At 61.3% G+C, this 25,042-nt stretch carries 27 protein-coding genes; 5 read left to right on the top strand and 22 right to left on the bottom strand.

Translation table 11 applies throughout. The features are described 5' to 3' along the window. Positions 1-7: 7 nt before the first annotated feature. The 14 genes from lpxB to USDA257_RS17200 form a co-directional block, all read right to left on the bottom strand. Positions 8-1,192 carry a lipid-A-disaccharide synthase gene (lpxB, locus tag USDA257_RS17265; RefSeq protein ID WP_014764246.1) on the bottom strand — a complete coding sequence of 395 codons (1,185 nt, stop codon included), beginning with the start codon at positions 1,190-1,192 and terminating at the stop codon, positions 8-10. After that, complete coding sequence (locus USDA257_RS17260) at positions 1,189-2,070, bottom strand: LpxI family protein (protein ID WP_014764245.1); 882 nt, start codon at positions 2,068-2,070, stop codon at positions 1,189-1,191. The genes lpxB and USDA257_RS17260 overlap by 4 nt, the downstream gene beginning before the upstream one ends. A gap of 5 nt (positions 2,071-2,075) precedes the next feature. Then, the gene (gene lpxA, locus USDA257_RS17255) at positions 2,076-2,894 is read right to left on the bottom strand and encodes an acyl-ACP--UDP-N-acetylglucosamine O-acyltransferase (protein ID WP_161623555.1); all 819 of its coding nucleotides are present in this window, start codon (positions 2,892-2,894) and stop codon (positions 2,076-2,078) included. Beyond that, positions 2,891-3,355: a 3-hydroxyacyl-ACP dehydratase FabZ gene (gene fabZ, locus USDA257_RS17250; protein WP_014764243.1), complete on the bottom strand. Its 465-nt coding sequence runs from the start codon at positions 3,353-3,355 to the stop codon at positions 2,891-2,893. Before fabZ ends, lpxA begins: the two co-directional genes overlap by 4 nt. After that, a complete protein-coding gene (gene lpxD / locus USDA257_RS17245) occupies positions 3,348-4,412 on the bottom strand; it encodes a UDP-3-O-(3-hydroxymyristoyl)glucosamine N-acyltransferase (protein WP_014764242.1) in 1,065 nt (354 codons plus the stop codon). The genes fabZ and lpxD overlap by 8 nt, the downstream gene beginning before the upstream one ends. Before the next feature lie 43 nt (positions 4,413-4,455). Next, on the bottom strand, positions 4,456-6,789 hold the full coding sequence (bamA, locus tag USDA257_RS17240) for an outer membrane protein assembly factor BamA (RefSeq protein WP_014764241.1): 2,334 nt from the start codon (positions 6,787-6,789) through the stop codon (positions 4,456-4,458). Between the two features lie 250 nt (positions 6,790-7,039). Next, on the bottom strand, positions 7,040-8,164 hold the full coding sequence (gene rseP / locus USDA257_RS17235; protein ID WP_014764240.1) for an RIP metalloprotease RseP: 1,125 nt from the start codon (positions 8,162-8,164) through the stop codon (positions 7,040-7,042). A 137-nt stretch (positions 8,165-8,301) separates the two neighbouring features. Further along, positions 8,302-9,135, bottom strand: coding sequence for a phosphatidate cytidylyltransferase (locus USDA257_RS17230; RefSeq protein ID WP_014764239.1), 834 nt, complete (start codon positions 9,133-9,135; stop codon positions 8,302-8,304). Beyond that, positions 9,135-9,878 (bottom strand): isoprenyl transferase, encoded by a 744-nt coding sequence (locus tag USDA257_RS17225; protein ID WP_014764238.1) that lies wholly within the window; start codon positions 9,876-9,878, stop codon positions 9,135-9,137. The genes USDA257_RS17230 and USDA257_RS17225 overlap by 1 nt, the downstream gene beginning before the upstream one ends. A gap of 35 nt (positions 9,879-9,913) precedes the next feature. Beyond that, the gene (gene frr / locus USDA257_RS17220; RefSeq protein ID WP_014764237.1) at positions 9,914-10,474 is read right to left on the bottom strand and encodes a ribosome recycling factor; all 561 of its coding nucleotides are present in this window, start codon (positions 10,472-10,474) and stop codon (positions 9,914-9,916) included. 52 nt (positions 10,475-10,526) lie between these two features. Continuing rightward, on the bottom strand, positions 10,527-11,252 hold the full coding sequence (pyrH, locus tag USDA257_RS17215; protein ID WP_014764236.1) for a UMP kinase: 726 nt from the start codon (positions 11,250-11,252) through the stop codon (positions 10,527-10,529). A 189-nt stretch (positions 11,253-11,441) separates the two neighbouring features. Then, positions 11,442-12,365, bottom strand: a complete 924-nt coding sequence (tsf, locus tag USDA257_RS17210; protein ID WP_014764235.1) for a translation elongation factor Ts — start codon at positions 12,363-12,365, stop codon at positions 11,442-11,444. Between the two features lie 345 nt (positions 12,366-12,710). After that, positions 12,711-13,478: a 30S ribosomal protein S2 gene (gene rpsB / locus USDA257_RS17205; RefSeq protein ID WP_014764234.1), complete on the bottom strand. Its 768-nt coding sequence runs from the start codon at positions 13,476-13,478 to the stop codon at positions 12,711-12,713. 235 nt (positions 13,479-13,713) lie between these two features. Then, positions 13,714-14,535 (bottom strand): cell envelope integrity EipB family protein, encoded by an 822-nt coding sequence (locus USDA257_RS17200; protein WP_014764233.1) that lies wholly within the window; start codon positions 14,533-14,535, stop codon positions 13,714-13,716. A 136-nt stretch (positions 14,536-14,671) separates the two neighbouring features. Between USDA257_RS17200 and USDA257_RS17195 the strand changes: the two genes are divergently transcribed. From USDA257_RS17195 to USDA257_RS17180, 4 genes are read left to right on the top strand one after another with little or no spacing between them, the layout of a single operon-like run. Next, positions 14,672-15,139, top strand: a complete 468-nt coding sequence (locus USDA257_RS17195; protein WP_014764232.1) for a RidA family protein — start codon at positions 14,672-14,674, stop codon at positions 15,137-15,139. 13 nt (positions 15,140-15,152) lie between these two features. Beyond that, on the top strand, positions 15,153-15,878 hold the full coding sequence (locus tag USDA257_RS17190; RefSeq protein WP_014764231.1) for a glycerophosphodiester phosphodiesterase: 726 nt from the start codon (positions 15,153-15,155) through the stop codon (positions 15,876-15,878). A 4-nt stretch (positions 15,879-15,882) separates the two neighbouring features. Further along, entirely contained in the window at positions 15,883-17,070 is a 1,188-nt protein-coding gene (locus USDA257_RS17185; RefSeq protein WP_014764230.1) for a GNAT family N-acetyltransferase, read from the top strand. A 42-nt stretch (positions 17,071-17,112) separates the two neighbouring features. Beyond that, positions 17,113-17,535, top strand: coding sequence for an HIT family protein (locus USDA257_RS17180; protein ID WP_014764229.1), 423 nt, complete (start codon positions 17,113-17,115; stop codon positions 17,533-17,535). A gap of 11 nt (positions 17,536-17,546) precedes the next feature. Here USDA257_RS17180 and USDA257_RS17175 read toward each other — a convergent pair whose 3' ends face one another. From USDA257_RS17175 to USDA257_RS17140, 8 genes are all read right to left on the bottom strand, one after another. Then, entirely contained in the window at positions 17,547-17,891 is a 345-nt protein-coding gene (locus USDA257_RS17175; protein WP_014764228.1) for an AzlD domain-containing protein, read from the bottom strand. Further along, entirely contained in the window at positions 17,888-18,625 is a 738-nt protein-coding gene (locus USDA257_RS17170; protein WP_014764227.1) for an AzlC family ABC transporter permease, read from the bottom strand. Before USDA257_RS17170 ends, USDA257_RS17175 begins: the two co-directional genes overlap by 4 nt. 87 nt (positions 18,626-18,712) lie before the next feature. After that, the gene (gene clpA, locus USDA257_RS17165; RefSeq protein WP_014764226.1) at positions 18,713-21,202 is read right to left on the bottom strand and encodes an ATP-dependent Clp protease ATP-binding subunit ClpA; all 2,490 of its coding nucleotides are present in this window, start codon (positions 21,200-21,202) and stop codon (positions 18,713-18,715) included. A gap of 9 nt (positions 21,203-21,211) precedes the next feature. Beyond that, a complete protein-coding gene (gene clpS / locus USDA257_RS17160; protein WP_014764225.1) occupies positions 21,212-21,565 on the bottom strand; it encodes an ATP-dependent Clp protease adapter ClpS in 354 nt (117 codons plus the stop codon). A gap of 269 nt (positions 21,566-21,834) precedes the next feature. Beyond that, complete coding sequence (locus USDA257_RS17155; protein ID WP_014764224.1) at positions 21,835-22,188, bottom strand: phasin family protein; 354 nt, start codon at positions 22,186-22,188, stop codon at positions 21,835-21,837. Between the two features lie 238 nt (positions 22,189-22,426). Next, on the bottom strand, positions 22,427-22,630 hold the full coding sequence (locus tag USDA257_RS17150; protein WP_014764223.1) for a DUF3126 family protein: 204 nt from the start codon (positions 22,628-22,630) through the stop codon (positions 22,427-22,429). Positions 22,631-22,812: 182 nt separating this feature from the next. Further along, a complete protein-coding gene (gene cysE / locus USDA257_RS17145) occupies positions 22,813-23,640 on the bottom strand; it encodes a serine O-acetyltransferase (RefSeq protein ID WP_014764222.1) in 828 nt (275 codons plus the stop codon). A gap of 171 nt (positions 23,641-23,811) precedes the next feature. Continuing rightward, positions 23,812-24,597, bottom strand: coding sequence for an alpha/beta fold hydrolase (locus USDA257_RS17140; RefSeq protein ID WP_014764221.1), 786 nt, complete (start codon positions 24,595-24,597; stop codon positions 23,812-23,814). Positions 24,598-24,770: 173 nt separating this feature from the next. Between USDA257_RS17140 and USDA257_RS17135 the strand changes: the two genes are divergently transcribed. Continuing rightward, complete coding sequence (locus tag USDA257_RS17135) at positions 24,771-25,016, top strand: zinc-finger domain-containing protein (RefSeq protein ID WP_014764220.1); 246 nt, start codon at positions 24,771-24,773, stop codon at positions 25,014-25,016. Positions 25,017-25,042: the final 26 nt, after the last annotated feature.

Raw genomic sequence — 25,042 nt, 5'->3', positions numbered from 1 at the left:
AGCCCGGTCAGGAATGGCCGGGCTTTTTGCTTTGGAGATAGCCGAGAACGATCTCAGCCGCTTCTTCGCCCGGCGGACGCTCTGTCGTCATGCGCTGTTGCACGATCGCGAAGCCATCGAGCATGGCGGCGCGCTGCGGCGTTTCGACCGACAGCCTCTCGAACCAACGAACCAGCGTCCCTGGCCGAATGGCCTTGTTGAAATATTCGGGAACGACCGGAAAATCGGCGATGAGGTTCGGCAGGGCCGCCGTCCAGATGCGGATCTTTTCGTGGAGGAGCGTTACGAGCCAGTCCGCCCGATAGGTCGAAACAACCGGAACGCCTGCCAGGGCCAATTCGAGAATCACCGTGCCCGACGCGGCAATCGCCGCGTCCGCCTCACTAAAGGCACGCCACTTCATCTCCGAATCAACGGTTATCTCCGGCTGGACCTTCCAGGATGTCGTCAATTCGCGCACGCGCCGTTCCTGGCGTGGCACGGTCGGCAACAGGAAACGCGTGCCGGGGTTGCGTGCCGCAATTTCCAAAACGACTTCACCGAACATCGGCAGCAGGCGGCTGACCTCGCCGGCACGCGAGCCAGGGAGCAGCAGACAGGTCTTGGTTTCGTCCCCCGGATTCATCTGCTGTCTCCGACGCCGGTGTTCCCGAACCGCGAGCAGGTTGGCGTCCGACGCCAGCCGGTGGCCGACATAGGTGGTCGGCGGACCGCCGAGCTTCGCCATCACCTCTGGCTCGAAGGGCAGGACGGCAAGTACATGATCGACATAGCCGAGCATCCGCGGCGCCCGCTCCGGCTTCCAGGCCCAGACGCTCGGACAGACATAGTCGATGATCGGCATGTTCGGCAGGGCGGCGCGCACCTGCCGGGCGACGCGATGGGTAAAATCGGGGCTATCGATAATCACGAGGGCATCCGGACACGCCGCCACGATGGCTCGAGCCGTCTGCCGGATGCGCATGAGCAGCTTCGGCAGGCGCGCCAGGACCTGCGAGAAGCCCATGATCGACAGCTCGGAATAATCGAACAGGGAGACGAGGCCCTCGGCCTCCAGCGCATCGCCACCGACGCCGACGAGTTCAATCGGCCCGTCGACCCGTGCCTGCAGCGCACGCACCAGATCGGCGCCGAGCAGGTCTCCGGAAACCTCCCCGGCGATGATCGCCAGCCGGTACGTCTGCTCTGTCATCGCGGCCGCTCCCGAGCATTCCGCTCGATCCCCAGAACAAAGAGTCCGTATCCATTCGCCGTCTCGATTACCGTCGACCGTTCGAGGACGAGTGCGCGCCCCGCCTCGACCGCTATGCCGGCGAGCCCCGCCGCCGCGGCACCCGCCACGGTCGAAGGCCCGATCGACGGCAGATCTGCGCGCTCGTCCTGTTGCGGCTTGCAGAGCTTGACAAGAACCCCGCGACGGCGGCTCGAGACGCGGCCGTCCGCCTTCAATTCGGCGACCCGCGCCAGCATTGCGTCCGTTCCCTCGGCGCCCTCAAGCGCCACCACTCTGCCCCCGACCGCGACTGCCCCCTGCCCGATATCAAGCGCCCCCAGCGCGTCGGCGGCAGCAATGCCCGCCTCGACGTCGCGTCGATCCTCATCCGTCGGCGCATGCTCTCCAACCGGACCTGCATCCGCAAGCAGGTCGGGCACAACTTCGTGAGCGCCGATCACTCGGGCGCCGCTTGCTTCGATAAGCTCCATGGCCATGCGCAAGACGGCATCGTCGCCGCCTGAGACCAGCGTCCGCAGGACGCTCGGTACTTTTGCGAGCGTTCTCAGTGTCGGACGAATGTCACGCCAATCCGGCCGCCGACGAACTGCGCCGGAAAGCACTACCCGATCAATCCCCTCCGTCGCGAACGTTCGGCTGATCGCCGCGAAATCGCCAATGGCCAGAGTGGAGTGGTCGAATCCACTCCAGTCGGCATCGGCCTCCCGCGAAAGCGCAATGATGAACGGATCTTCCCCCTGTCTGCGGGCTGCCTCTGCGACGTGGTGGGGAAGCGCGCCGGCGCCGGCGATAATGGCAAGCCTGCCGCCGGTAGCCGGCAGGCGCGGAGCGGCCATGGGCCTCAACCCTTACCGCCGCGATTGGGCGACGACAGCGCGCGGTCGCTTTCCGCGGCAATGAAATCGAGAATCTCCAATGCCGGCGGGCAGTCGAGATATTCGTTGCGGATCGCAGCCGCGTTGGCACGGATCGATTCCGGGCCCTCGAAAATCTGTTTGTAGCAGCGACGCACCGCGTGGATGACCTGACGATCGATGCCGGCGCGCGTCATGCCGACGACATTGAGACCGCTCAGCACGCCGGGATTGCCGTTCAGCATGCCATAGGGAATGACGTCGTAGCTGACAGCCGACAGTCCGCCGATGAAGGCATTCTTGCCGACGCGGGTGAACTGATGAACGGCCGAGCCGCCGCCGAGAATAGCGCGGTCCTCGACGGTCACATGACCGGCAAGCATCACGTTGTTCGACAGGATGATATTGTTTCCGAGCTGGCAATCATGCGCCACATGCGAATAGGCGAGAAACAGATTGTTGTCGCCGACGACGGTCGCCCCGCCATGTTCGACAGTGCCGGTATTCATCGTCACGCCTTCGCGGATCGTGCATTTCTCACCGATCACAAGCGTCGTGTCGACGGCGCTGTGATGCACGCTTTGAGAATCGCCGCCTATCACCGCGCCAGGGAAGATCTTCGTTCCATTGCCGATCGTCGTGCGCCCGATCACGACCACATGGCTCAGGAGTTCAATGTCGTCGCCCAGAACGACATTCGGCCCGATGTGGCAGAACGGGCCGACCTTGACGTTCTCGCCGATCGCCGCGCCCTCTTCGACAACCGACGCCGGGTGGACCTTGGCACTTGATGCAATCATTTTCAGGCATCTTCCTTGCTGACAATCATCGCGCCGATATCAGCTTCCGCGACAAGTTGCCCGTCAACTTTCGCGTCGCAGTGAAATTTCCAGATATTGCCCCGCTGCTTCTGCTTCGTGACGTGGAACTCGACCCGATCGCCTGGCACCACGGGCTTGCGGAACCGCGCGTTGTCTATCGTCATGAAGTAGACGAGGTTGCTGCCGATGCCCGACTTGCGTGCACAGATGGCGCCCGCCGTCTGGGCCATGCCCTCGATCAGCAGCACGCCCGGCATGATCGGCTTTTCCGGGAAATGGCCGGTGAAATGCGGCTCGTTCGCCGTCACGTTCTTGATGCCGATCGCCGAATTGTCGGCATCGATCTCGATGATTCGGTCGACGAGCAGGAACGGATAGCGGTGAGGAAGAAGTCTGAGTATCTCTTGAAGATCCGCCGTACCGAGAACTGTCGCAGCGTCATTCATCCTTGCCACCCTTTTTCTTATGCCTTTCGCTCGATCGCAGGGCGATTTCCGCGATCTCCCGCAGGAAGTCCCTCATCGGCCGCGCCGGAATTCCGCCGTATCGCTCGCCCGCAGGCACATCGCTCGCCACACCGCTCATCGCGGCGATCTGCGCTCCATCTCCAATCGTGGTATGTCCGTTGACGCCGGCATTGCCGCCGATCATCACGCCATCGCCGATGCGCGCGCTGCCGGCGATGCCGACCTGGCTGACGATGCCGCAATAGCGGCCGATGCGGACGTTGTGACCGATCTGGACGAGATTGTCGATCTTCGTGCCTTCGCCGATCACCGTATCGTCCATCGTGCCACGATCGACCGTCGTATTGGCACCGATTTCCACATGATCCTGGATGATCACGCGGCCGACCTGAACGATCTTAATCATTCCGCCCTTAGGCCCAGGCGCATAGCCAAAGCCGTCCTGGCCGATGCGCGCGCCCGGATGAATGATCACATTGTTGCCGATCAGCGCACACAGGATGCTGGCGCCGGCCGAGATCGTGCAGTCCCTGCCGATCCGAACTTGCGGCCCGATGACCGCACCGGCGGCGATCCGCGTGCCGCTGCCGATCTCCGCACCTGCGCCGACGACCGCCGTCGGCTCCACCTCGACCCCAGGCTCGAGACGGGCCGTCGGGTCGACAAAGGCTCCGGGCGCTATGCCCCGCCCGCTCGTGTTGTACGATGGACGCAACGCCTCCTCATGCAGCAACGCGCCGGCGAGCGCGAATGCGGTATGCGGCTTCTGCGTCAGGAGAACGGGAATGTGACTCGGAACGATCGATGCGATCGCCTTGTCGCAGATGATCGCGGAGGCTTGGCAGGTCTCCAACTCATCCCGGCTCTTGCGCGACAGCATGTAGCAAACGTCGCCGGGCTTGGCGCGATAGACCGGCGCGACCGTGCGGATGGCATGATCGGTCACGCTGGCGTCAGTGAGTTCCGCCCCAATCCGATCCGCGAGGTCACCCAGACGAATCCCTTGATGGGGCGGAAAAAACCAGTTCTGTTCCATGGACACTCCAGAACGATTTATTGGCAGTTCTGGACTGCACTTATCAGAACGACGAGTTGATACCAAACTTGAAGTTCTGGATCTCGTCGAAGTCTTCCTTTGCAACCGGCACTGCGTAATCGACGCGAAGCGGACCGAACGGCGAAGCCCAGATCAGGCTGACACCGACGGAAGCGCGCAAGGAGGCGTCCGTACCGCGGGCGAATTCGCCCGCTCCGGTCAGCGCTACGTCGTTGCCGTACAGCGTGCCCGCATCAACGAAGAAGGCACCGCGGAAGCCGCTGTCACGCGGAATGCCTGGCAGCGGGAACGACGCCTCGGCCGAGGCGGTGAAATAGGTCGTGCCGCCCAGCGCATCGCCATTGTTGGCGCGCGGACCGATACCGTTGCGCTCGAAGCCGCGAATGTCGTTGCTGCCCAGCTGGAACTGGTCGAAGACTTCCATCGAACCCGAGGTCTTGAACAGGTGCCCGGCGCTACCGGCGAGCGAGGCAATGATGTCCGCTTCGTCGTTCACCGTGTAATACCACTTGGCCTTACCTGTGAGCTTGTAGAAATCGGACGTGCCGCCAAGGCCGGCGAACTCCTGCGTCACCGATGCGAGGATACCCTCGTGCGGCAGTTGCGCGTCATCCAGCGTGTTATAGGTGACCGACTGCGATACGGACGAACGCGTCCAGGGGCTGCCGTCGATCACGCGGTCGTAAGGCGACGACAGTTCGTCCTGATCGCCGAAATATTCAAGCTCTGTGTAGTTGTAACGCAGCGTCGTCGACAGGTTCTCGGTGATCGGCGCCGTAACGCGCAGGCTGAAGCCCTGGTCGTTGTAGCTGTAGTGATCGTCGTCGTAGTCGTGCTCGTTCTTGAAGAGGTCGAAGCCCGCAGCCAGTCGGTAGCCGAGGAAGTACGGTTCCGTGAACGAGACATTGTAGGTCTGGCTGTCTTCGCCCTTGCCGGCGGCCAAGCGGATATATTGACCGCGACCAAGGAAATTCTTTTCCTCGATCGAGGCTTCGACGAGGAAGCCGCCGCCGCTGCCGGCCGCATAGCCGGCGCCGATGCCGAACGAGCCAGTCGACTGGTCCTGCACGTCGACAACGACGACGACGCGGTCAGCCGCGCTGCCCGGCTCGGTCGTGATGTTGACTGTCGAGAAATAACCGAGGGCTTCAAGCCGGCGCTTGGCGCGCGCGATCATTTCCTGGTTGAAGGCGTCGCCTTCGCCGACATCGAATTCGCGACGAATGACATAATCGCGCGTGCGGGTATTGCCGCGGATCTCGATGCGCTCGACATAGGCACGCTCGCCCTGGTCGACGAGATAGTCGACGGCGATCGTGTGATTGGCGAGATCGCGGTTGCCGCGCGGCGTCACGCGGGCGAAGGGATAGCCCGCCGAGGCGACACGCTTGGAGATCGCGCTCATCGTGTCCTGGATGTCCTTGGCCTTGTAGACCGAACCTTGATGGCTCTGAACGAGGCCCTTCAACTCCTCGGCATTGACGCCTTCGACGGTCGATTCGACATTGATCGCGCCGAAGTCGTAGCGCGGCCCTTCCTCGACGGTGATCGTCACCGTGTATTCGTTGGACGCTTCATTGAGCGTCGCTTCGGACGAAATGATGCGGAAGTCGGCAAAGCCGCGATTGTAGTAGAACTGGCGGAGCAGTTCTTCGTCGGCGCGGAGCTTATCGGGGTTGTAGACGTCCTTGCGTGTCAGGAACGAAAAGATTCCGGACTCCTTGGTCGCAATCACCGACTGCAGGCGACCGTCACTGTAGGCCTCGTTGCCTACGAAATTGATCTGCGTGATCTTCGTGCGCTCGCCTTCGTTGATGACGAAGGCGAGGTTGACGCGGCCTTCGGCGATCGGAACGACCTGCGTCGTCACGGTGACGTCGCTGCGGCCGATGGCGGCATAGGCATCCTTGATGGCCTGGATATCGGTCTCGACCGTCGCTTCGCTGTAGGGACCGAGCGGCTGCGTGCGGACGACACCCTGGAGCTTATCGTCCTTGATCTTGCGGTTACCGTTGAAGACGACCTGGTTGACGAGCTGATTCTCGCTGACGTTCACGACGAGCGTGCCGCCGGATACGCTGATGCTGACATCGGAGAAATAGCCGGTTGCATAAAGGCGCTTCACCGAAGCGTCGATATCCGCGTTGCTGAAGGTCCTGCCGGGGACAATAGTTATGTTCGCGCGAACGGTTTCCGGGCTGACACGCGTGGCACCACGCACTTCAACACGGTTGATGACCGCGGCTTGTGCGACCGACGCGCTCGCAACCAGCGCCGCACCGGTTCCTGTCGCAACCATGCTTGCCGACAGCGCAAACGCCGACACCGCGTTCAAAAACCTTGAACCAGCTTTCATTGCAATTCTTACCTTTTTCCAACGTCCCGCGGCAATTTCGTACCGACTCCGGTCACGGTTGCCGTTTTACCCGCTTTTCCCATACAAGCAAGCCAGCTCGTTAATTTCTGTTTACTTCAATTCGAACCGTGGCTTAACAGCCACTACGGCGTTGCGTTATCGTAAACAAATCGTTGCAAAGCAAGCTTGTGAAACGCGCTCGTTCACAGCTTTCCTGAAAGTTCGTATCCCCTCATTCGCGCCCGCAATGCTAACCGAACAGCCAGTTGATGTCGTTCCAGGCGGCAAAGACGGTGAGCATCAGCACCATGGCAAAGCCGATCCGGAACGCGAGTTCCTGGGCCGCCGGGCCGACCGGTTTGCCGCGCAGCGCCTCGACCGCATAGAACATGAGATGGCCGCCATCAAGAACCGGAACCGGCATGAGGTTAAGCAATCCTATCGAAACCGAGAGCACCGCGGCAAAATTGAGCACTTCGGCAATGCCGAGCTTTGCCATCTGTCCGGACATCTGTGCGATACGGATAGGCCCGCCCACCTGGTCGGCGTTCATCCGGCCGACGAACAAATTCGATAAATAATCGAACGTACCGGTGACGATCCTCCAGCTCTGCAAGGCGCCCTGCCCGACCGCTTCGAGGGGGCCATAGGTCTCGACGCGGAAGTTGCCGGCCTCTTGATTCGTACCGATGCCGATCTTTCCTTCCTCGACCTTGTTGCCGAGCGGGTCGACCGATTCGGTGCGTTGCGGCACCATGTCGAGGTCGACGACCGCACCGGCACGATCGATACGCACCTTGATCGGCAGTTCCGGGCGAACACTGACGTAACGGCGAACGTCGTCGAAGGTGGCGATCCGCTTGCCGTCGATCGAGATCAACCTGTCGCCCGGCAGGACGCCGGCCTTTTCGGCTGCACTGCCAGGTGCCACGAATGCCACCACCGGATCGGCGACGGCGCGGCCGTAGATCGAAAAGAGGACGGCAAAGATCGCAATTGCCAGGAGAAAGTTGGCGATCGGCCCGGCCGCGACAGTTGCCGCCCGCTTCCACAGCTTGGCGCCGAGGAAGGTCCGGGCGCGCTCTTCCGGTTTTATCGTTTCCAGCCGCCGGTAGTCGGGCGTGCTTGCCGCATCCTCGTCGCCGAAGAATTTCACATAGCCGCCAAGCGGAATTGCACAGAACTTCCATCTCGTTCCGAGGCGATCCGTCCAGCCGAAGAGTTCCGGGCCGAAGCCGACGGAGAAGGCGACGATGCGAATGCCGGACCAGCGACCTACGAGGTAGTGCCCCATTTCATGGACGAAGACCAGCAGTGTCAGGAGGAACAGGAAGGTGGGAATGGTGTATTGCAGATTGTCAAGCAGAAGGCTCATATCGATTCCTATCGCATCCGCTGTTGTCGCCGCCGTCAGACTTCGGATTGCCGCGCGATCTTACGCTGATTTCTAGTGGTGTTTAAGAAACTATGCAGCAGCCCCGGATGTGATGACAAAAGCGTGAGGCTTCCTGGTTACAGTCCCAACAGGACGGAAGCGAAGTTCTCGTTCGTTCCGCCACCAAGCAGGAGCTGAACCAGGACCAGAAGCAGCGCCGCGACACTGGCGAAAATCAACCCGTCAACTCGGTCCATGACGCCGCCGTGTCCAGGGATCAGTCGGCCGGAATCCTTGACGCCGAAGCGGCGCTTCACGAAGGATTCGAAAAGGTCCCCGATCTGGCTGGCAACAGAGAGCAACAGCGCCACGACCGGGAGACGCACCTCGTCGAGCGAGAAATGCGCCATGAAGACAGCGACGCCCGCGAGAACACCGCAAACCGCGCCACCGATCGCCCCCGACCAAGTCTTGCCGGGCGAAATCGCAGGGGCCAGTTTCGGACCGCCGACCGCCCGCCCGACGAAATAGGCGAAGATATCCGTTCCCCAGACGACGGCGAACACGAAGAGCATGGCAATGAGGCCCAGGTAATCCGCACCACGGATGGCCGCCAGCGATATGCTCGTCAGTCCGGCATAGGCGACACCAGCCGGCAGCCACCAACTCGTCTTCTTGAGCAACACCCAGAGACCCGAAAGGACCAAGCTGCCGCCGAGCACCGGCAGGCTGTAGGGCATGTAGTCCATCAGCACCAGGGCGGCGATGACGACCTGCGCAAGCCAGCCCACGGCATTGCCCTGGAAATCCCGCTCGGCAAGCTTCGTGATCATCGACCATTCGTAGTAGACGAGCAGGCCGATTGCGACAGACAGAAGCTGGAAGGCGAAGCCGCCCGCCCAGGTGGCGCCGAGTGTTATCGCCGCGAGCACGAGGCCCGATGCAATGCGCAGCTTGAGTTCTCTCTGCATCAGGACCCGACCGCCAGAGTCGGTTGCGACAGCCCGCCGAATCGGCGTTCGCGGGAGGCGTATTTCTCGATGGCGGCGATGAATGTATCGCGCGTGAAATCCGGCCAAAGTTCGGGAATGAACAGCAATTCGGAATAGGCCCCCTGCCAAAGCAGAAAGTTGGAAAGGCGCTCCTCGCCACTCGTTCGAAGAATGAGATCCGGGTCGGGTATACCTGCGGTGTCGAGCGTCGCCGCGATCCGGCCGGCGGTAATATCGTCCGGACGAAGGCGGCCGGCGGCCACCTCTTCTGCGAGACGCCGCATCGCTCTCGCCAGTTCGTCGCGTGCGCCGTAGTTGAAGGCGATCACCAATGTGATCCCGGTGTTGGCGCTCGTCGTCTCCTCGGCCTCGATCAGGAGCGGCAGGATGTCGCCGCTCAAATTAGCGCGATCGCCGATGACGCGGATACGGACGTTCTCGCGATGAAGATCCGCGAGATCCCGCCGAATAAACGCCTTGAGCAAGCCCATGAGGTCGCTGACCTCGTCTTCCGGCCTGCTCCAGTTCTCGGAGGAAAACGCGAAGAGCGTCAGATAGCGGATGCCGAGCTCAGCAGCCGTCTTGACGGCACCGCGTACGGCCTCGACGCCCTTGCGGTGGCCCATCGTCCGGGGCAATCCACGCGCGTTCGCCCAACGACCGTTGCCGTCCATGATGATGGCGACGTGAGCCGGCACGTTTGTGGAAACGAATTCTTGCATGGGCCGTCCGAAACTAGAGACTCGATTTTCCGCGGTCAGACCTGCATGATTTCCTTTTCCTTCTCCGCGAGCAAGCGGTCGATTTCGGAAATCACTTCGTCGGTCATCTTTTGCACCCGCTCGGACTGAGCGCGGCCCTCGTCCTGGCTGATCTCGCCATCCTTTTCGGCTTTTTTCAGACCGTCCATGCCATCGCGCCGGACGTGACGCGCCGCGACTTTGCTCTTCTCTGCATAGTCGTGCGCGACCTTGACCAGGGATTTGCGCCGCTCCTCGTTCAGTTCCGGCAGCGGAATGCGCAGATTCTGCCCATCGATGATCGGGTTGAGACCAAGATTGGACTCCCGTATCGCCCGATCGACAGCACCGACCATGGACTTGTCCCAGACGGAAACCGAGAGCATCCGCGACTCCGGTACCGTGATGTTCGCGACCTGGTTCAGCGGCATGCGCGAACCGTAGGCTTCGACAGTCACCGGATCGAGAACGTTCGCGGATGCGCGGCCGGTGCGCAGCGACGCGATGTCGTGCTTGAATGCGGCGATCGCTCCGTCCATGCGGCGCTTCAATTCCTTCAGATCCACACCTTCACTCATAGTTCAGACTCCCATTCTTCATCTCGAGGGCCGTTTGGGCCTCTGCAGATTATCAATTATTATCCGACACGATGGTGGCGCGACCGCCGCCGGTCAATATGTCCGCGAAGCCACCTTTCTCATGGATCGAGAATACGACGATCGGAATGGCATTTTCCCGCGCCAGCGCCACTGCGGCAATGTCCATGACGGCGAGCCCCTTCTCGAGGACCTCGCTGTGGGTCAGGCGATCGAAGCGCGTCGCGGATGGGTCCTTCTTCGGATCGGCGGAATAAATCCCGTCGACCTGCGTGCCCTTGAAGATCGCCTGCGCCCCCATTTCCGCCGCGCGGAGCGCCGCTGCGGAGTCCGTGGTGAAGAAGGGATTGCCGGTGCCACCGGCGAAGATCACGACCCGGCCGAGCGAAAGGTGATAGAGCGTGGCGCGCTGCGAGAAGCTCTCGCAGATCTCCGGCATGGCGATCGCCGACAGCACGACCGTATCGATATCCAGCTTGCGCAGCGAGGTCGCGAGCGCAAGCGCATTGATGACGGTCGCCAGCATGCCCATGTGGTCGCCGGTCACCCGGTCGCCGCCCTTCGAGGCGACGGCGACGCCGCGGAAGATGTTGCCGCCGCCGACGACGACGCCGACTTCGACACCCATGGCTCGCGCCTCGGCAATGTCCGAGGCGATCCGATCGGCCACGGCCACATCGATGCCGAAGCCCTGGCTTCCCATCAAGGCTTCACCGGAGGCTTTGAGAAGAACGCGCGTGTAGATTGGCTTGGCCGACATCATCACTCCTGAGCAGATCGGCACGCATGCGACAGACGCGCACAGCGGCGTGAGGACAAATCGTCTTGCGTGGTATCGACCGACCTGGCACAGCCCGGGCGGGTCCGCCGCAATAACGCATGCCGGATACACGAAGGGCACCGCGTTGTCACGCGATGCCCCCAGCTTTTCCCAATCGGAAAGAAGAAATCAAGCCTTTGCGGCCGCCGCAACTTCCGCCGCGAAATCGGATTCTTCCTTCTGAACGCCTTCGCCGAGCAGCAGGCGCGCGATACCGGCAACCTCGATCGGTGCACCGACGGTCTTCTCGGCATCCTTGATGGCTGCCTCGACGGTCTGGTCGGGGTTCATGACGAAAGCCTGCGACAGAAGCGCGACTTCTTCGAAGAACTTGCGCATGCGGCCGTCGACCATCTTCTCGATGATGTTGTCCGGCTTGCCGGAAGCGCGCGACTGTTCGATGAAGACGTTGCGCTCACGCTCGGCGACGGCCGGGTCGATCTCGCTCGGACGAACGGCGAGCGGGTTGGTCGCAGCAACATGCATCGCAATCTGACGGCCGATCGCATTCAGCGCTTCCTTGTCGCCAGTCGACTTCAGCGCGACCAGAACACCGAGCTTGCCGATACCGTCGCCAGCCGCGTTGTGGATGTAGGTCGCAACCACGCCGTCCTCGACCTTTAGCAAGGCGGCGCGGCGCAGCGTCATGTTTTCGCCGATCGTTGCGATCGCATCCTTGATGGAATCCTCAACAGATTTTCCGGTCGCCGGATAGGTCGCCTTGGCGACGGCCCCTACGGTGCCGTCGGTGCCAAGCGCGACATTAGCGACGCCGCGAACCAGGTCCTGGAAAGCATCGTTGCGGGCCACGAAGTCGGTTTCGGAGTTGATTTCGACGACGACGGCCGTGTTGCCGGCGCTGGCGATGCCGATGAGGCCTTCGGCCGCCGTGCGGCCGGACTTCTTGTCGGCCTTGGCAATGCCCTTGGCGCGCAGCCAGTCGATGGCAGCTTCCATGTCGCCGTTGGTCTCGGCAAGGGCCTTTTTGCAATCCATCATGCCTGCGCCCGTCTTTTCGCGCAGTTCCTTCACCATTGCGGCAGTAACAGTCATCTTGTTGCCTCTTGTCTGTTTCGCTGGCGCGCCAACCGCGAATGGCGCCGTGCCAGTGGGTTTGGCAGGGAATGGCCCTTCACTGTGACATCGTTATGACGCCGTCATTCGATGCTTGCGCGGGTAAGGGTAGTCCCGGCACCATTCCTTGCTGAAAAGAACAAGGCCGTTCAGATTTTCATCACAAACGGCCTCGTCCCGCTATTTCCTGGGTGCGACAGCTTACTGCATGTTTCCTTAAATCCTAGCCGATTCAAGGACAAAAACATGCAGCAATTCAAAGTGCTACAGCGACCTTTGTGCGTCTGAAGAGACGCACGGCGCGGTAGGCTGCCGGACGCCCGATCAGGCTTCGGACGATTCGTCGAGAGCCGGCTCGACCGGAGCCTCTTCGGCTGCGCCGAGATCACGACCGGAAGCGCCCTGCTGGCGGGCGATGCCGTCGATGGCGGCACGGGCGATGAGATCGCAATAGAGAGCGACCGCACGCGACGCATCGTCATTGCCGGGGATCGGATAGTCGATCTGGTCCGGATCGCAGTTGGAATCGATGACGGCAACGACCGGAATGCCAAGGCGCTTGGCTTCTTCGATCGCGATCGATTCCTTGTTGGTGTCGATGATGAACATCAGGTCCGGCGTGCCGCCCATGTCGCGGATACCGCCGAGGGCGCGGTTCAGCTTCTCGCGCTCGCGCTCGAGGTTCAGGCGCTCCTTCTTCGTGAAGCCGGAGGCTTCCGAAGCGAGGATTTCGTCGAGCTTGCGCAGGCGCTGGATCGAGTTCGAGATCGTCTTCCAGTTGGTCATCATGCCGCCGAGCCAGCGGGCATTGACGTAATACTGGGCAGAGCGCTTTGCAGCGTCGGCGATGATCTCGGACGCCTGGCGCTTGGTGCCGACGAAGAGCACGCGGCCGCCATTGGCAACGGTGTCGCTGACGACCTGCAGGGCGCGCGACAGCAGCGGCACGGTCTGGGCGAGGTCGATGATGTGAACGTTGTTACGATCGCCGAAGATGTACGGCTTCATCTTCGGGTTCCAGCGGTGCGTCTGGTGACCGAAGTGCACGCCTGCTTCGAGAAGCTGGCGCATGGTAAAGTCAGGCAATGCCATGCCTTTTTCTCCTTTTCCGGTTGAACCTCCGCAAGGCGTCGAGCGCATCTTGATGCGCCCACCGGCGGAACAATCCGGATTTCTCCCGGAAAATCCCATGCCTCACGTGTGGAATGGTCAGCCCCTTAGCTGCAACTGCCCGATAAATCAAGGCAGGAAGTCTGTTTTTTACCGCTGTCTAGAGCGTGTCGCATGTCTTTGCCCCGAATCCGCTGCACAGTTCGGGTGACAGGCGCTACTTGCACTCTTCCGCATTGAAGACTTCGAGATCGGCAAGCTTACCGGAAAGCACGAAGTCGCCGTAGTCCATCGTCAGGTCGCGCGTGACGCCATTCTCGTAAAGCTTGAAGGACATGCGGTAGATGGGCAGCGCATCGCCGCTCGCCTCGTCGTTGAAGTAGGATATCGTCACCGGCCAATAGCTTTCGCCGGCGAGCTTCCCTGCCTTTCCGGCGTCCGCATCGTCGGACGTGGGCTTGCCCGGCTTGCCGACGAAGGTAGAGGTGATCAGCGTCTTGTCGCCCGAATCGGAGCCATCGAAGATACGGGATTCAAAAAGCGTCTCGCCGCGCTTGGCCCGCTCGATCACCTCCAGCATATGCTCGGTCGGGAACCGGCTCTGGGCCAGAGCCACTTCGCGCTTGTCGGGCGCGGTGAGTTCGACCTTGACACCGGACTTGTCGTCGTGAGCGCTTCCGCGCACCTCCTTGTCCAGCTTCTCATCGGTAAAGGAGCGGGTGAGGAAGCGGAAACTCCTGTTCTTCATGTCCTCGTAGGTGGTGGTCTGCTGGTCGGTCAGGCGAACTTCCTCGCCGGTGTCGACCTGGGTGACGAAGCGGAAGCTCACCGTATATCCCTCGCAGGCCGACCCGTTGAACTCATAGACCATGCGTCCATACATGCCGGTGATGCCGGAGCGATCGGAGGCATTTTTCAGTTCAAGATCGTAGACGGCGCGGTGCGGTGCCAGTGCGCTCGCGTGCGCAGCGCCCGCGACGGTCACGGCGGCGAGACAGGCGCTCCCCAGTGTGAGACGACCGAAGCCTTTACGAAACATCCGTTTCCTCCTGTTGGACTCGCCGGCAATGGGATAAACAAACATTCGGCAGAAGCGAGGCAGATCCGTTCCGTGCCTGTCACGATCCTGTTTTGCATGCAGGATTTTATCACAAAAGACAACAAGGGAGCCTTCCATGTCCGCAGAGATCGAAACGCGTCTCAACGAACTTGGCATCGTCATTCCAGAGGCGGTGGCGCCGGTCGCGAATTATGTGCCTTACGTCATTACCGGCTCGACGCTCTACATCTCCGGCCAACTGCCCATGGAAGCAGGCAAGGTCGCTGTGACTGGCCATGTCGGCAAGGATGTCGACGTCGCGGCCGCGCAGCGCGCCGCCGAACTCTGCGCAGTCAACATCCTGGCCCAGGCCAAAGCCGCTCTTGGCGGCGATCTCGGACGCATTCGCCGGCTCGTGAAGATCAACGGCTTCGTCGCCTCCGTTCCGGAGTTCACCGAACAACACCTCGTCATCAACGGCGCGTCGAACTTCCTTGCCGCCGTGCTCGGCGAAGCCGGCAAGCATGCGCGCGCTGCCGTCGGCATGGCGTCCCTGCCCTTCAACGCGGCCGTCGAAATCGACGCCATCCTCGAAATCGCCTGATCAGGGACGCTCCATGAAGGATATTTCCTGGCTCAAAGCCCAGCCGATCGCCCATCGCGGTTACCACGACATGAACCGAGAAGTCTGGGAAAATACACTCTCAGCCTTCTCCCGCGCCGCAGAAGCAGGCTTTGCGATCGAATGCGATCTGCAGTTTACATCGGATAGCGTTCCGGTCGTCTTCCACGACCACGACCTTCAGCGTCTTTGCGGCATTAGGGGGGACGTGCGGGCGAAGACCGCCGGCGAGCTCGGCCTATTGTCGATCGGCGGCACGAAGGACAAGGTGCCGACGCTCACGCAGATGCTCCGTCTCGTCGACGGACGGGTGCCGCTCGTCCTCGAACTCAAGGGCCGCAAAGATGACGACGAGGGTTTTGCGGCGGCCGTGCTCGACACGCTCGAGGGGTACAAGGGACCGGTCGCGCTGATGAGCTTCGATCACTGGCTGCTCAAGGATCTGAAGGCGCTCGACGCCCCTTATCCGCTCGGCCTTACCGCTGACGGCGCCAATCCGGAAAAATTCTTCATGCACGAGGAGGCCATGCAGCTCGGGCTCGATTTCATCTCCTATTTCTACGGCGATCTGCCGAACCCCTTCGTAACCAAGGAGCGAGCCCTCGGCCGTACCATCATCACCTGGACGGTGCGGGACGGCCGAGCGCAGGAGCACACCTTCGCCCACGCCGATCAGATGACGTTCGAGGGTTTCGATCCCAGGGAGACCATGATTTCCTAGGCGCATGTCAGACGCGATCAACATCCGCATAGAACATTCGTTCACTTCGATCCCGCCGACGAGCTGGAACAGGCTTGCCGGCGCCTCGAAAGACTTCCCCGTCACGGCCTATAATCCCTTCGTCTCGCACGCCTATCTGTCGGCGCTCGAGGAGTCGGGCTCGGCGACGGCGGAGACGGGTTGGCTCGGTCAGCATCTCTTGATGGAGGATGCCGATGGCTTCCTGCGCGGCGCCCTTGTCTGCTACATGAAGAACCATAGCCAGGGCGAATATGTCTTCGACCATGGATGGGCAAACGCCTTCGAACAGGCCGGCGGCCGCTACTATCCGAAGCTGCAATGTTGCGTGCCGTTCACGCCGGTGGCTGGGCCACGCCTGCTCAGCGCCGCGGGCGGCGATCCGCTCCCGGTGCGCGAGGCGCTTGCCGCCGGCCTCAAGGAACTCTCGCGCCGTCACGGCGTCTCCTCTGCCCACGTCACCTTCGTCCCCCCTGAGGAAATGCCGAGCTTCGAACGATCCGGGTTTCTGCACCGGATGGACCAGCAATTCCATTTCATCAATGAAGGCTACGGCTCGCACGACGACTTCCTCGCCACGCTTGCGTCGCGAAAGCGCAAAGCGCTGAAGAAGGAGCGTCGGACAGCCGTCGAAAATGGAATTACCATCGACTGGCTGACGGGCCGCGATCTTACCGAAGCCATCTGGGACCAGTTCTTCGCTTTTTACATGGATACCGGCGGACGCAAATGGGGCCGGCCCTATCTGACCCGCGCCTTCTATTCGCTCATCGGCGAGCGGATGGCAGACGACATTCTATTGGTCATGGCCAAGCGCGGCGGCCGATATATCGCCGGCGCGATCAATTTCATCGGCGGCGATGCGCTCTACGGGCGCCATTGGGGCTGTATCGAGGACCATCCCTTCCTGCATTTTGAAGTCTGCTATCACCAGGCAATCGACTTCGCGATCGCCAGAGGGCTGAGGCGCGTCGAAGCGGGCGCGCAGGGCGAGCACAAGTTGGCGCGCGGCTACATGCCGGTCACGACCCATTCCGCCCATTTCATCACCCATCCAGGTCTGGCAAGGGCGGTCGCGGATTATCTCGAACGGGAGCGCCGCGACGTCGAAGAAACCGGCGAATTCCTTGCCGAGCACGGGCCTTTCCGCAAGGGTGAGCGCCAACAACATTGACCAAAAGCGAACTTCCGCGACGAACCGACAAGAGGAAACGACATGAGCGGCTATGACACCAACAACATTTTCGCCAAGATCCTGCGCGGCGAAATTCCATCGCATCGGGTCTACGAGGACGACGCAACGGTGGCGTTCATGGACGTCATGCCGCAGGCGGAAGGGCATGTGCTCGTCCTGCCGAAGTCGCCATCGCGCAACATTCTCGATGCGGACGCCGCCACCCTGCCGGCGCTCATCGCCACTGTCCAGAAGATCGCGATTGCCGCCAAGGACGCTTTCGACGCGGACGGCGTGACGATCATGCAGTTCAACGAGCCGCCGGCCGGCCAATCCGTCTTTCACCTGCATTTCCACGTGATCCCGCGCCGGGAAGGCATTCCGCTGAAGCCGCATTCCGGGAAGATGGAGGATGGCGAGCTATTGGCAGCCAATGCCGAGAAGATCCGGCGGGCGCTGATCTAGACGACCTGCCGTCAGAACCCCAGCCACCATAGCCCGATGGCGAGCACCGCGATCGATGTCGCGATGCCCGCGACCGGCTTTTGCCGGGCGAGAAAGAAGGCGATTGCGCCGATGACAACGGCGCCGAGCCGCAGCCACAGGGGCGACTGTGCGAGGACCCCGGTCGGATAGAGGATGAGCTTCGCGATCACCGCGGCGACCAGGGCGGTCGCGACCGCCCTCACCCAATTCAATGCCTCCGAATCATCGCGAAGCCGCTTGCCGGCGAGCACGCCGAGCCAGCGCCAGAGATCGGTGGCGAGCCAGCCGGCTACGGCAATGAAGGCGTAGGCCCACCATCCGTCGGTCCAGGTCACGGGCGCGCCTCCCGTCGCGAACGCCAGAAACGCTCCGCGCCCCAGGCAAGCGTGCCGCCTATGACGCCGGCCAGGAGGATGTCGAATTCCGGTGCGATCCAGTAGAACAGCGGGCCCGCAACGAGGCCGATCGCAAGCGCCACATAGATGACCGGCTGTCGGGCCGAGTGCCAGATCGAAGTGAGAAAATAGACCGGCGTCAGGAAGAAGAGGCAGCCCGCCACCAGCGGCGGAAAGTCGGCGACAAGATGATAGACGATGCCGACCAGCACCATGTTAGCCGCCACCAGGGTGATGCCGAAGCCGGCGAAGAAGGCGACGCGATGGTCGCGCGGCACTTGCGGTACACGCTCCATCGCGAAGACCCACGCGGTGATGGCCACGAAGTGCGACAGGACGAGCAGCAGCCAGGTCGGCGTTTTCGAGCTGCGCAATTCCGGAACGAGCGCCGCGACCATCGGCATCAGGCGGACCGATGAGAGAGTAACCGCCAGGAACGCAGTCGCAAGACTCGCGTCGCTCAGGATCGAGCTGACGAGAATGACCTTCGCCGGCAAGGCCCAGACGATTCCGGTCATGAAGACGACCTGCTCCGGCGGGATGCCGGCCTGAACGGTCAGCGAGCAAAAGCCGACGAAGGAAAGCATCAGGATGACGGCCGGAAGACTGAAAATCCCCCGGGCGCCCGTCAAAAACCAGGCAAGCGTTGACCGTTCGTCTTCGAAATCATCCATGGAAATCACGCGGAATGGGACTGCCCCGCTCAACAAGACGGTGCCGGGTGAAGCCACCCGGCACCGTCTGCGAAAATCGCGATTGCGCTATTTCTTGCGCGGGACTTTGGGGACCGTTCTGCCCTTCAGCGGAACCGCATCCGAAGCTGCCTTGGCGGACTTCTTCGGTTTCGATTTCGGCCCAGCCTCGGCAGCGACGGTTTCCACCTCCGATTTCTTCGGCTTGACGTTCTTGCCGCCGGGCCGCGACACTTCCGCCTTCGGCTTGATCGGTGCCGTCTCGGGCACGGCATCGAGGAGCAACCCCTCGGTACCGTCCTCCTTCGTGCCGATCGTCACCTTGACGACGCCGCCCTTCTTGAGCTTGCCGAAGAGGATTTCGTCGGCGAGCGGCTTCTTGATGTTTTCCTGGATGACGCGCGCCAGCGGCCGTGCGCCCATCTTTTCGTCGTAGCCCTTGTCCGCAAGCCAGGCGATCGCCTCCGGCGCGAGGTCGAAGGTGACGTTGCGCTCGGCCAGCTGCGTCTCGAGCTGCATGACGAACTTCTGCACGACCTGATGAATGACAGGCGTGGGCAGCGAGTTGAACGGAATGACCGCATCCAGACGGTTGCGGAACTCCGGCGTGAACAGGCGATTCAGGGCTTCGACGTCCTCGCCGGTGCGCTTCGACGAGCCGAAACCGATTGCCGGCCGCGCCATGTCGGAGGCGCCTGCATTGGTCGTCATGATCAGGATGACGTTGCGGAAGTCGATCTTCTTGCCGTTGTGGTCGGTCAGCGAGCCGTGATCCATCACCTGCAGAAGGATGTTGAAGAGGTCCGGATGGGCCTTCTCGATCTCGTCGAGCAGCAGCACGCAGTGCGGATGCTGGTCGACGCCGTCGGTCAGGAGACCGCCCTGGTCAAACCCGACATAGCCGGGCGGTGCGCCGAGCAGACGGGAAACCGTATGCCGCTCCATATATTCCGACATGTCGAAGCGCAACAGTTCGACGCCGAGCGACGTCGCCAGCTGTTTCGCCACTTCGGTCTTGCCGACACCGGTCGGGCCGGTGAACACGTAGCAGCCGATCGGCTTGTTCGGTTCCCGCAGCCCGGCGCGTGCGAGCTTGATCGACGAGGCGAGTGCCTCGATCGCCAGATCCTGGCCATAGACGACCGAGCGAAGTTCCTTCTCCAGACTGGCGAGAACGGCTTCGTCGTCCTTGGACACCGACTTCGGCGGAATGCGCGCCATCGTGGCGACCGTCGCCTCGATCTCCCTTTCGGTGATCAGCTTGCGGCGCTTGCTGACAGGCAACAGCATCTGCGCCGCTCCCGATTCGTCGATGACGTCGATCGCCTTGTCCGGCAGCTTGCGGTCATTGATGTAGCGGGCCGAAAGCTCGACGGCCGCCCTGATCGCATCGTTCGAATATTTGAGGTGGTGATACTCCTCGAAATAGGGCTTCAGCCCCCTCATGATCTCGATTGCGTCGGCGACCGTCGGCTCGTTGACGTCGATCTTCTGGAAACGGCGGACAAGCGCCCGGTCCTTCTCGAAGAACTGGCGATACTCCTTGTAGGTGGTCGAACCGATGCAGCGGATCGAGCCGGAAGAGAGCGCCGGCTTCAGAAGGTTGGAGGCATCCATCGCACCGCCCGAGGTCGCGCCGGCGCCGATCACCGTATGGATCTCGTCGATGAAGAGGACGGCGCCGGGATAGTCCTCGAGTTCCTTGACGACCTGCTTCAGCCGCTCTTCGAAATCGCCGCGATAGCGCGTGCCGGCGAGCAGGGTTCCCATGTCGAGCGCAAAGATCGTGGCGTCCTGAAGTGCCTCCGGCACCTGCTTCTCGACGATGCGCTTGGCAAGCCCTTCAGCGATCGCCGTCTTGCCGACGCCGGGGTCGCCAACATAGAGCGGGTTGTTCTTGGACCTCCGGCAAAGGACCTGGATGGTCCGGTTTACCTCGGCGTGCCGGCCGATCAGCGGATCGATCTTACCGGACTTGGCCTTTTCGTTCAGGTTGACACAGTAGGCCGTCAGCGCATCCTGCTGCTTTTTCGGACTGGCTTCCTCGCTCTCGCGCGGTGACTTCTGTTCCGATTCCTGGTCCTCTGCGCCGCGCACCGGCCGCGATTCCGAACTGCCCGGCCGCTTGCCAATGCCGTGCGAAATGAAATTCACCGCATCGTAGCGCGTCATTTCCTGCTCCTGCAGGAAATAGGCCGCATGGCTCTCGCGCTCGGCGAAGATCGCGACGAGCACATTGGCTCCCGTCACCTCTTCGCGGCCGGAGGATTGCACATGGATGACGGCCCGCTGGATCACGCGCTGGAAGCCGGCGGTCGGCTTCGAATCTTCGTCATAGCCGGTGATCAGATTGGACAATTCGTTGTCGACATAGTCCGTCACGGTCTTGCGAAGCGTTTCTAGATTTACATTGCATGCGCCCATCACGGCCGCCGCATCGGCATCATCGATCAATGCCAGCAGCAGGTGCTCGAGCGTCGCATATTCATGATGGCGCTCGTTGGCAAAAGTCAGTGCCTGATGCAGCGCCTTTTCGAGGCTGGGCGAAAATGTTGGCACGTTAGATCCTCATTTCTTTTCCATGACGCATTGCAAGGGATGCTGATGCTGCCTGGCGAAATCCATTACCTGCGTCACTTTGGTTTCGGCGACTTCGTAGGTAAAGACGCCGCATTCTCCAACGCCGTGGTTGTGGACATGAAGCATGATGATCGTCGCTTGTTCCCGGTCCTTTTGAAAAAAACGTTCCAGGATATGGACGACGAACTCCATCGGCGTGTAATCGTCATTCAAAAGCAGAACGCGGTACAAACTCGGCTTCTTGGTCTTCGGCTTGGTGCGTGTGATAACGGACGTGCCGCGATTGGGGGCGCCTCCGTTTCCATCGCTACCCTGCTGCATCCGGACCGGCATGGCGATCATTCTGTTTCATTCCCTTGACAGCCGCAATCCATGAAGGTGGCTGCAGCATGCTTGCCTTTATCTAATGGTTCGTTCTTGGATTTTAAGACCGAACCAACGCACTGCAATCATATTCGCACGGCCGAACACAAGATTGATCAAATTTCTTCGGGCGCTACGCTCGGCATTAAGCCTATTCCCAAGGTCTCCAGGGGCCGAGCATTTCAGAACGACAAGGCCGGCCGCGGCAACCGCGACCGGCCTTGTTGCGATAGCAATGGTCTTTAGCGTCAGGCGGCGGCAGCAGACTTCACGGCTGCAGTTGCCTTGGCGACCGGTGCCTCATAGGGCTTGTAGGCGTCCTTGGCGAGATCGGCATACATTTCACCGATCTTCGATGCTTCGGCGACGAAAGCTTCGTAGCTCGACTTCAGATAGTTCGTCTGGAGTTCGAAAGCAGCCTCGAGGCTCTTGGTGCTGGACAGCTTTTCGAGATGAGCGATACCGTCTTCGAAGGACTTCTTCGAAAAGTCTGCTGCTTCGGTCGCAATGGCCTGATAGCCCTTGGTCAGCGCCGAGTAGCTCTTCACAGCCACATCTAGTGCTTCCTTGCTTTTCTTGTTTGCGTCGTCGAGGTTAAACATCAAGCTTCTCCTTGTGGGCGGTGGGCAGGCGTTAGTCTAGGTGCACTGCACAAAAAGTCAAGTTCAGTGTGCGATGCAGTAAACCACAATGCTTGCAACGACTTGATGAAGCTTCAGCCGTCATCGAGAAATTTCAGTAAAAATATGACTTAATAAGAAAAGCCGGCCCGATAGTTCAGGCCGGCAGCGGTGGGTGGTGAGTTCCGCGGGGCTCTCACGTCCGGCGCGTTGCTGCAGTTCACAGATCTACGTCGAGGATCGCCATCGAGAAATTATAGGAAAGCTCGCCGTCTTCATCGTCGCGAAAAATGACGCCGAGGAATTCGTCGCCGAGATAGACCTCGGCGGATTCGTCCTTCCTGGGACGGGCCTTGACGACCATCGCCGGATTCAAGGTGCGCTTGAAATAGGCCTCAAGCTTGCGGATTTCTTCGGGCTTCAAATCTATTCTCCGTAGCCGATTGATTTGCCGCGCTTCTCGCATGCGGCATTGCCAGGTGTAAACCCATCACGACGCCGAGCACTCATGAAGATGATCAAGGATAGCCGTAACGCATTGTATTACCGCTCAGATTTTTCCGGATCTGCAGCGAATGAGGCGAAAAAGCGCGCCCCTCCTCCGCCTCAGATATCGAAGCTTGCCAGGATCTGGTCCATCTGCCGCGACGGCTCGGAGCACCCGGCCTCGCCAACGACCTTGGCGGGGACACCGGCCACCGTCGTCTTCGGGGGAACCGCCTTCAGCACGACCGATCCGGCCGCCACCCGCGAGCAATGGCCGATATGGATATTGCCGAGGATCTTCGCCCCGGCGCCGATCAGCACGCCATCGCCGATCTTCGGGTGACGGTCGCTGCCCTCCTTGCCGGTGCCGCCGAGCGTCACCCCGTGCAGGATCGACACATTGTCGCCGATGACCGCCGTTTCGCCGACAACGAGGCCTGTCGCGTGGTCGAGGAAGATGCCGCGTCCGACGCGGGCGGCCGGGTTTATATCGGTCTGGAAGACGCTCGAGGAGCGACTCTGGAGATAAAGCGCGAAATCCTTCCGCCCGCGGTTCCACAGCCAATGGGCAAGCCGGTGCGTCTGGATCGCGTGGAAGCCCTTGAAATAAAGCACAGGCTCGAGGAACCGGGTGCAAGCGGGGTCGCGGTCGTAGACGGCCTGGATGTCAACCCGCAGGATCGTGCTCCATTCAGGCCAATCTTCGAGCATCTCAACGAAGGTCTGATGGAGCAGATTTGCCTGCAGGTCGGGATGGTCGAGCCGCTCGCAAATCCGATAGATCACGCTCTCTTCAAGCGAATGCTGGTTGACTACAGTCGAATAGAGGAAGGCTGCAAGCATCGGATCGCGCTCGGCGGCGAAGCGGGCCTCTTCACGCAGGCTGTCCCAGATGGGATCGATCGCCTTCAGCGGTTCCGTGTGGCGAAGTTCGGTCTTGGCGACCATGGTCGCGCTCCTTCCTGGTCAAACGTGGCCTAGTCAGACGTGGCCGAGTCAAACGTGGCCTGGTCAAACGCTGCCGGGCCGATCTTTGGCCTGCGCTGCCACATATATAGGGCAAATCCCGATCGACATAAATGGGCGCGCAGCGTTTCGATCGGCGGTCACTTCGAGCCACTATGCTCGGCCGACCTCACCGAGAAACTCCAGGACCGCCTTCTTGAAGACGCGGTCGCCGACCGCCAGCATATGGTCTCGGCCCGGAATATCCAAGGCCCTGGCATGCGGCATCAGAGCGGCAAGGTCCTGGGCGGAACCCGCTACGTCATCCTTCGTTCCAACCCCGATCAGAACGGGCACATCGATGCGCCCGACATCCTCTGCGGAAAGCAGGTCTCGTGAGGTCGATATGCAGGCGGCAAGCGCGTGGCGGTCGCTTTTCGTCTGGTCGGCAAAGGCGCGGAACATGCGGCCACGCTCATGCGTCACATCTTCGAGCGACGGTGCAAGCAGCGCCTCGGCGATCGGATCCCAGTCCCCCACCCCGGTCACCATGCCTATTCCGAGGCCCCCGAACACGAGCGAACGGACGCGATGCAGGTGATGCAACGCCAGAAATGCCGAGACGCGCGCGCCCATTGAGTAACCCATGACATGCGCCTCGGCGATACCAAGATGGACGAGGAGGGCGGCCGCGTCGCCGGCCATCTGGTGCGGATGGTAAACCGAAGCGTCATAGGGCTTGCTGCTCGCGCCATGGCCGCGGTTGTCGAGTGCGACGACCCGATAGCCGGCGTCGCCGAGGGTCTTCAGCCAGCCGGGGTAGACCCAGTTGACATTGGCGCTCGAAGCGAATCCGTGAATGAGCAGGACTGGATCTCCCGACGGATCGCCCGCGTCGAAGTAGGCGATTTCCAGGCCGTCATGCGTGAAGCGCGAATATGGCGGAGGGTTCAAATCCATGGTTTTCCCAGACATCAATCCGTTTCCGGCAAACTAGGTGGTAACGGATTTGTCGAAAACCCCCGCCGGCTCAAAAACCACAATCGCGTCATGATTGCTGCTACACATTTGTGCCAAAGCTCACTATGGTGCCGGCAAAATCGACACCAGACTTGCATTCATCGGAGTACGACATGGCCGGCCACAGCATCCCCCATTTCCAGAATGACGGCGGGCACCGGGTCATCGAGATCGGCGTCAAGGAATTCATGTGCACCGGCGCATCCGTTCCCTTCGACCACCCGCATATCTTTATCGACATGGGCGACGATAATGAGAAGGTCTGCTCCTATTGTTCGACGCTCTATCGCTACAATTCGAGCCTGAAGGCGACCGAAACAATCCCGCCGGGCTGTCTCTTCGAGACCAAGGCTGCCTGACCTCCCTGCCTCCGCTGGCGCGACGT

Origin of the sequence: Sinorhizobium fredii USDA 257 (assembly GCF_000265205.3) — a bacterium.
GTDB lineage: Bacteria > Pseudomonadota > Alphaproteobacteria > Rhizobiales > Rhizobiaceae > Sinorhizobium > Sinorhizobium fredii_B.
Note: the sequence above shows the minus strand (reverse complement) of the source record. Positions and strands in the feature narration are given on the sequence as shown.

Coding starts and splice junctions, on each gene's coding strand:
- lpxB (WP_014764246.1), bottom strand. CDS start 1,192: ATGACAGAGCAGACGTACCGGCTGGCGATCATCGCCGGGGAGGTTTCC.
- USDA257_RS17260 (WP_014764245.1), bottom strand. CDS start 2,070: ATGGCCGCTCCGCGCCTGCCGGCTACCGGCGGCAGGCTTGCCATTATC.
- fabZ (WP_014764243.1), bottom strand. CDS start 3,355: ATGAATGACGCTGCGACAGTTCTCGGTACGGCGGATCTTCAAGAGATA.
- lpxD (WP_014764242.1), bottom strand. CDS start 4,412: ATGGAACAGAACTGGTTTTTTCCGCCCCATCAAGGGATTCGTCTGGGT.
- bamA (WP_014764241.1), bottom strand. CDS start 6,789: ATGAAAGCTGGTTCAAGGTTTTTGAACGCGGTGTCGGCGTTTGCGCTG.
- rseP (WP_014764240.1), bottom strand. CDS start 8,164: ATGAGCCTTCTGCTTGACAATCTGCAATACACCATTCCCACCTTCCTG.
- USDA257_RS17230 (WP_014764239.1), bottom strand. CDS start 9,135: ATGCAGAGAGAACTCAAGCTGCGCATTGCATCGGGCCTCGTGCTCGCG.
- USDA257_RS17225 (WP_014764238.1), bottom strand. CDS start 9,878: ATGCAAGAATTCGTTTCCACAAACGTGCCGGCTCACGTCGCCATCATC.
- frr (WP_014764237.1), bottom strand. CDS start 10,474: ATGAGTGAAGGTGTGGATCTGAAGGAATTGAAGCGCCGCATGGACGGA.
- pyrH (WP_014764236.1), bottom strand. CDS start 11,252: ATGTCGGCCAAGCCAATCTACACGCGCGTTCTTCTCAAAGCCTCCGGT.
- tsf (WP_014764235.1), bottom strand. CDS start 12,365: ATGACTGTTACTGCCGCAATGGTGAAGGAACTGCGCGAAAAGACGGGC.
- rpsB (WP_014764234.1), bottom strand. CDS start 13,478: ATGGCATTGCCTGACTTTACCATGCGCCAGCTTCTCGAAGCAGGCGTG.
- USDA257_RS17200 (WP_014764233.1), bottom strand. CDS start 14,535: ATGTTTCGTAAAGGCTTCGGTCGTCTCACACTGGGGAGCGCCTGTCTC.
- USDA257_RS17195 (WP_014764232.1), top strand. CDS start 14,672: ATGTCCGCAGAGATCGAAACGCGTCTCAACGAACTTGGCATCGTCATT.
- USDA257_RS17190 (WP_014764231.1), top strand. CDS start 15,153: ATGAAGGATATTTCCTGGCTCAAAGCCCAGCCGATCGCCCATCGCGGT.
- USDA257_RS17185 (WP_014764230.1), top strand. CDS start 15,883: ATGTCAGACGCGATCAACATCCGCATAGAACATTCGTTCACTTCGATC.
- USDA257_RS17180 (WP_014764229.1), top strand. CDS start 17,113: ATGAGCGGCTATGACACCAACAACATTTTCGCCAAGATCCTGCGCGGC.
- USDA257_RS17170 (WP_014764227.1), bottom strand. CDS start 18,625: ATGGATGATTTCGAAGACGAACGGTCAACGCTTGCCTGGTTTTTGACG.
- clpS (WP_014764225.1), bottom strand. CDS start 21,565: ATGATCGCCATGCCGGTCCGGATGCAGCAGGGTAGCGATGGAAACGGA.
- USDA257_RS17155 (WP_014764224.1), bottom strand. CDS start 22,188: ATGTTTAACCTCGACGACGCAAACAAGAAAAGCAAGGAAGCACTAGAT.
- cysE (WP_014764222.1), bottom strand. CDS start 23,640: ATGGTCGCCAAGACCGAACTTCGCCACACGGAACCGCTGAAGGCGATC.
- USDA257_RS17140 (WP_014764221.1), bottom strand. CDS start 24,597: ATGGATTTGAACCCTCCGCCATATTCGCGCTTCACGCATGACGGCCTG.
- USDA257_RS17135 (WP_014764220.1), top strand. CDS start 24,771: ATGGCCGGCCACAGCATCCCCCATTTCCAGAATGACGGCGGGCACCGG.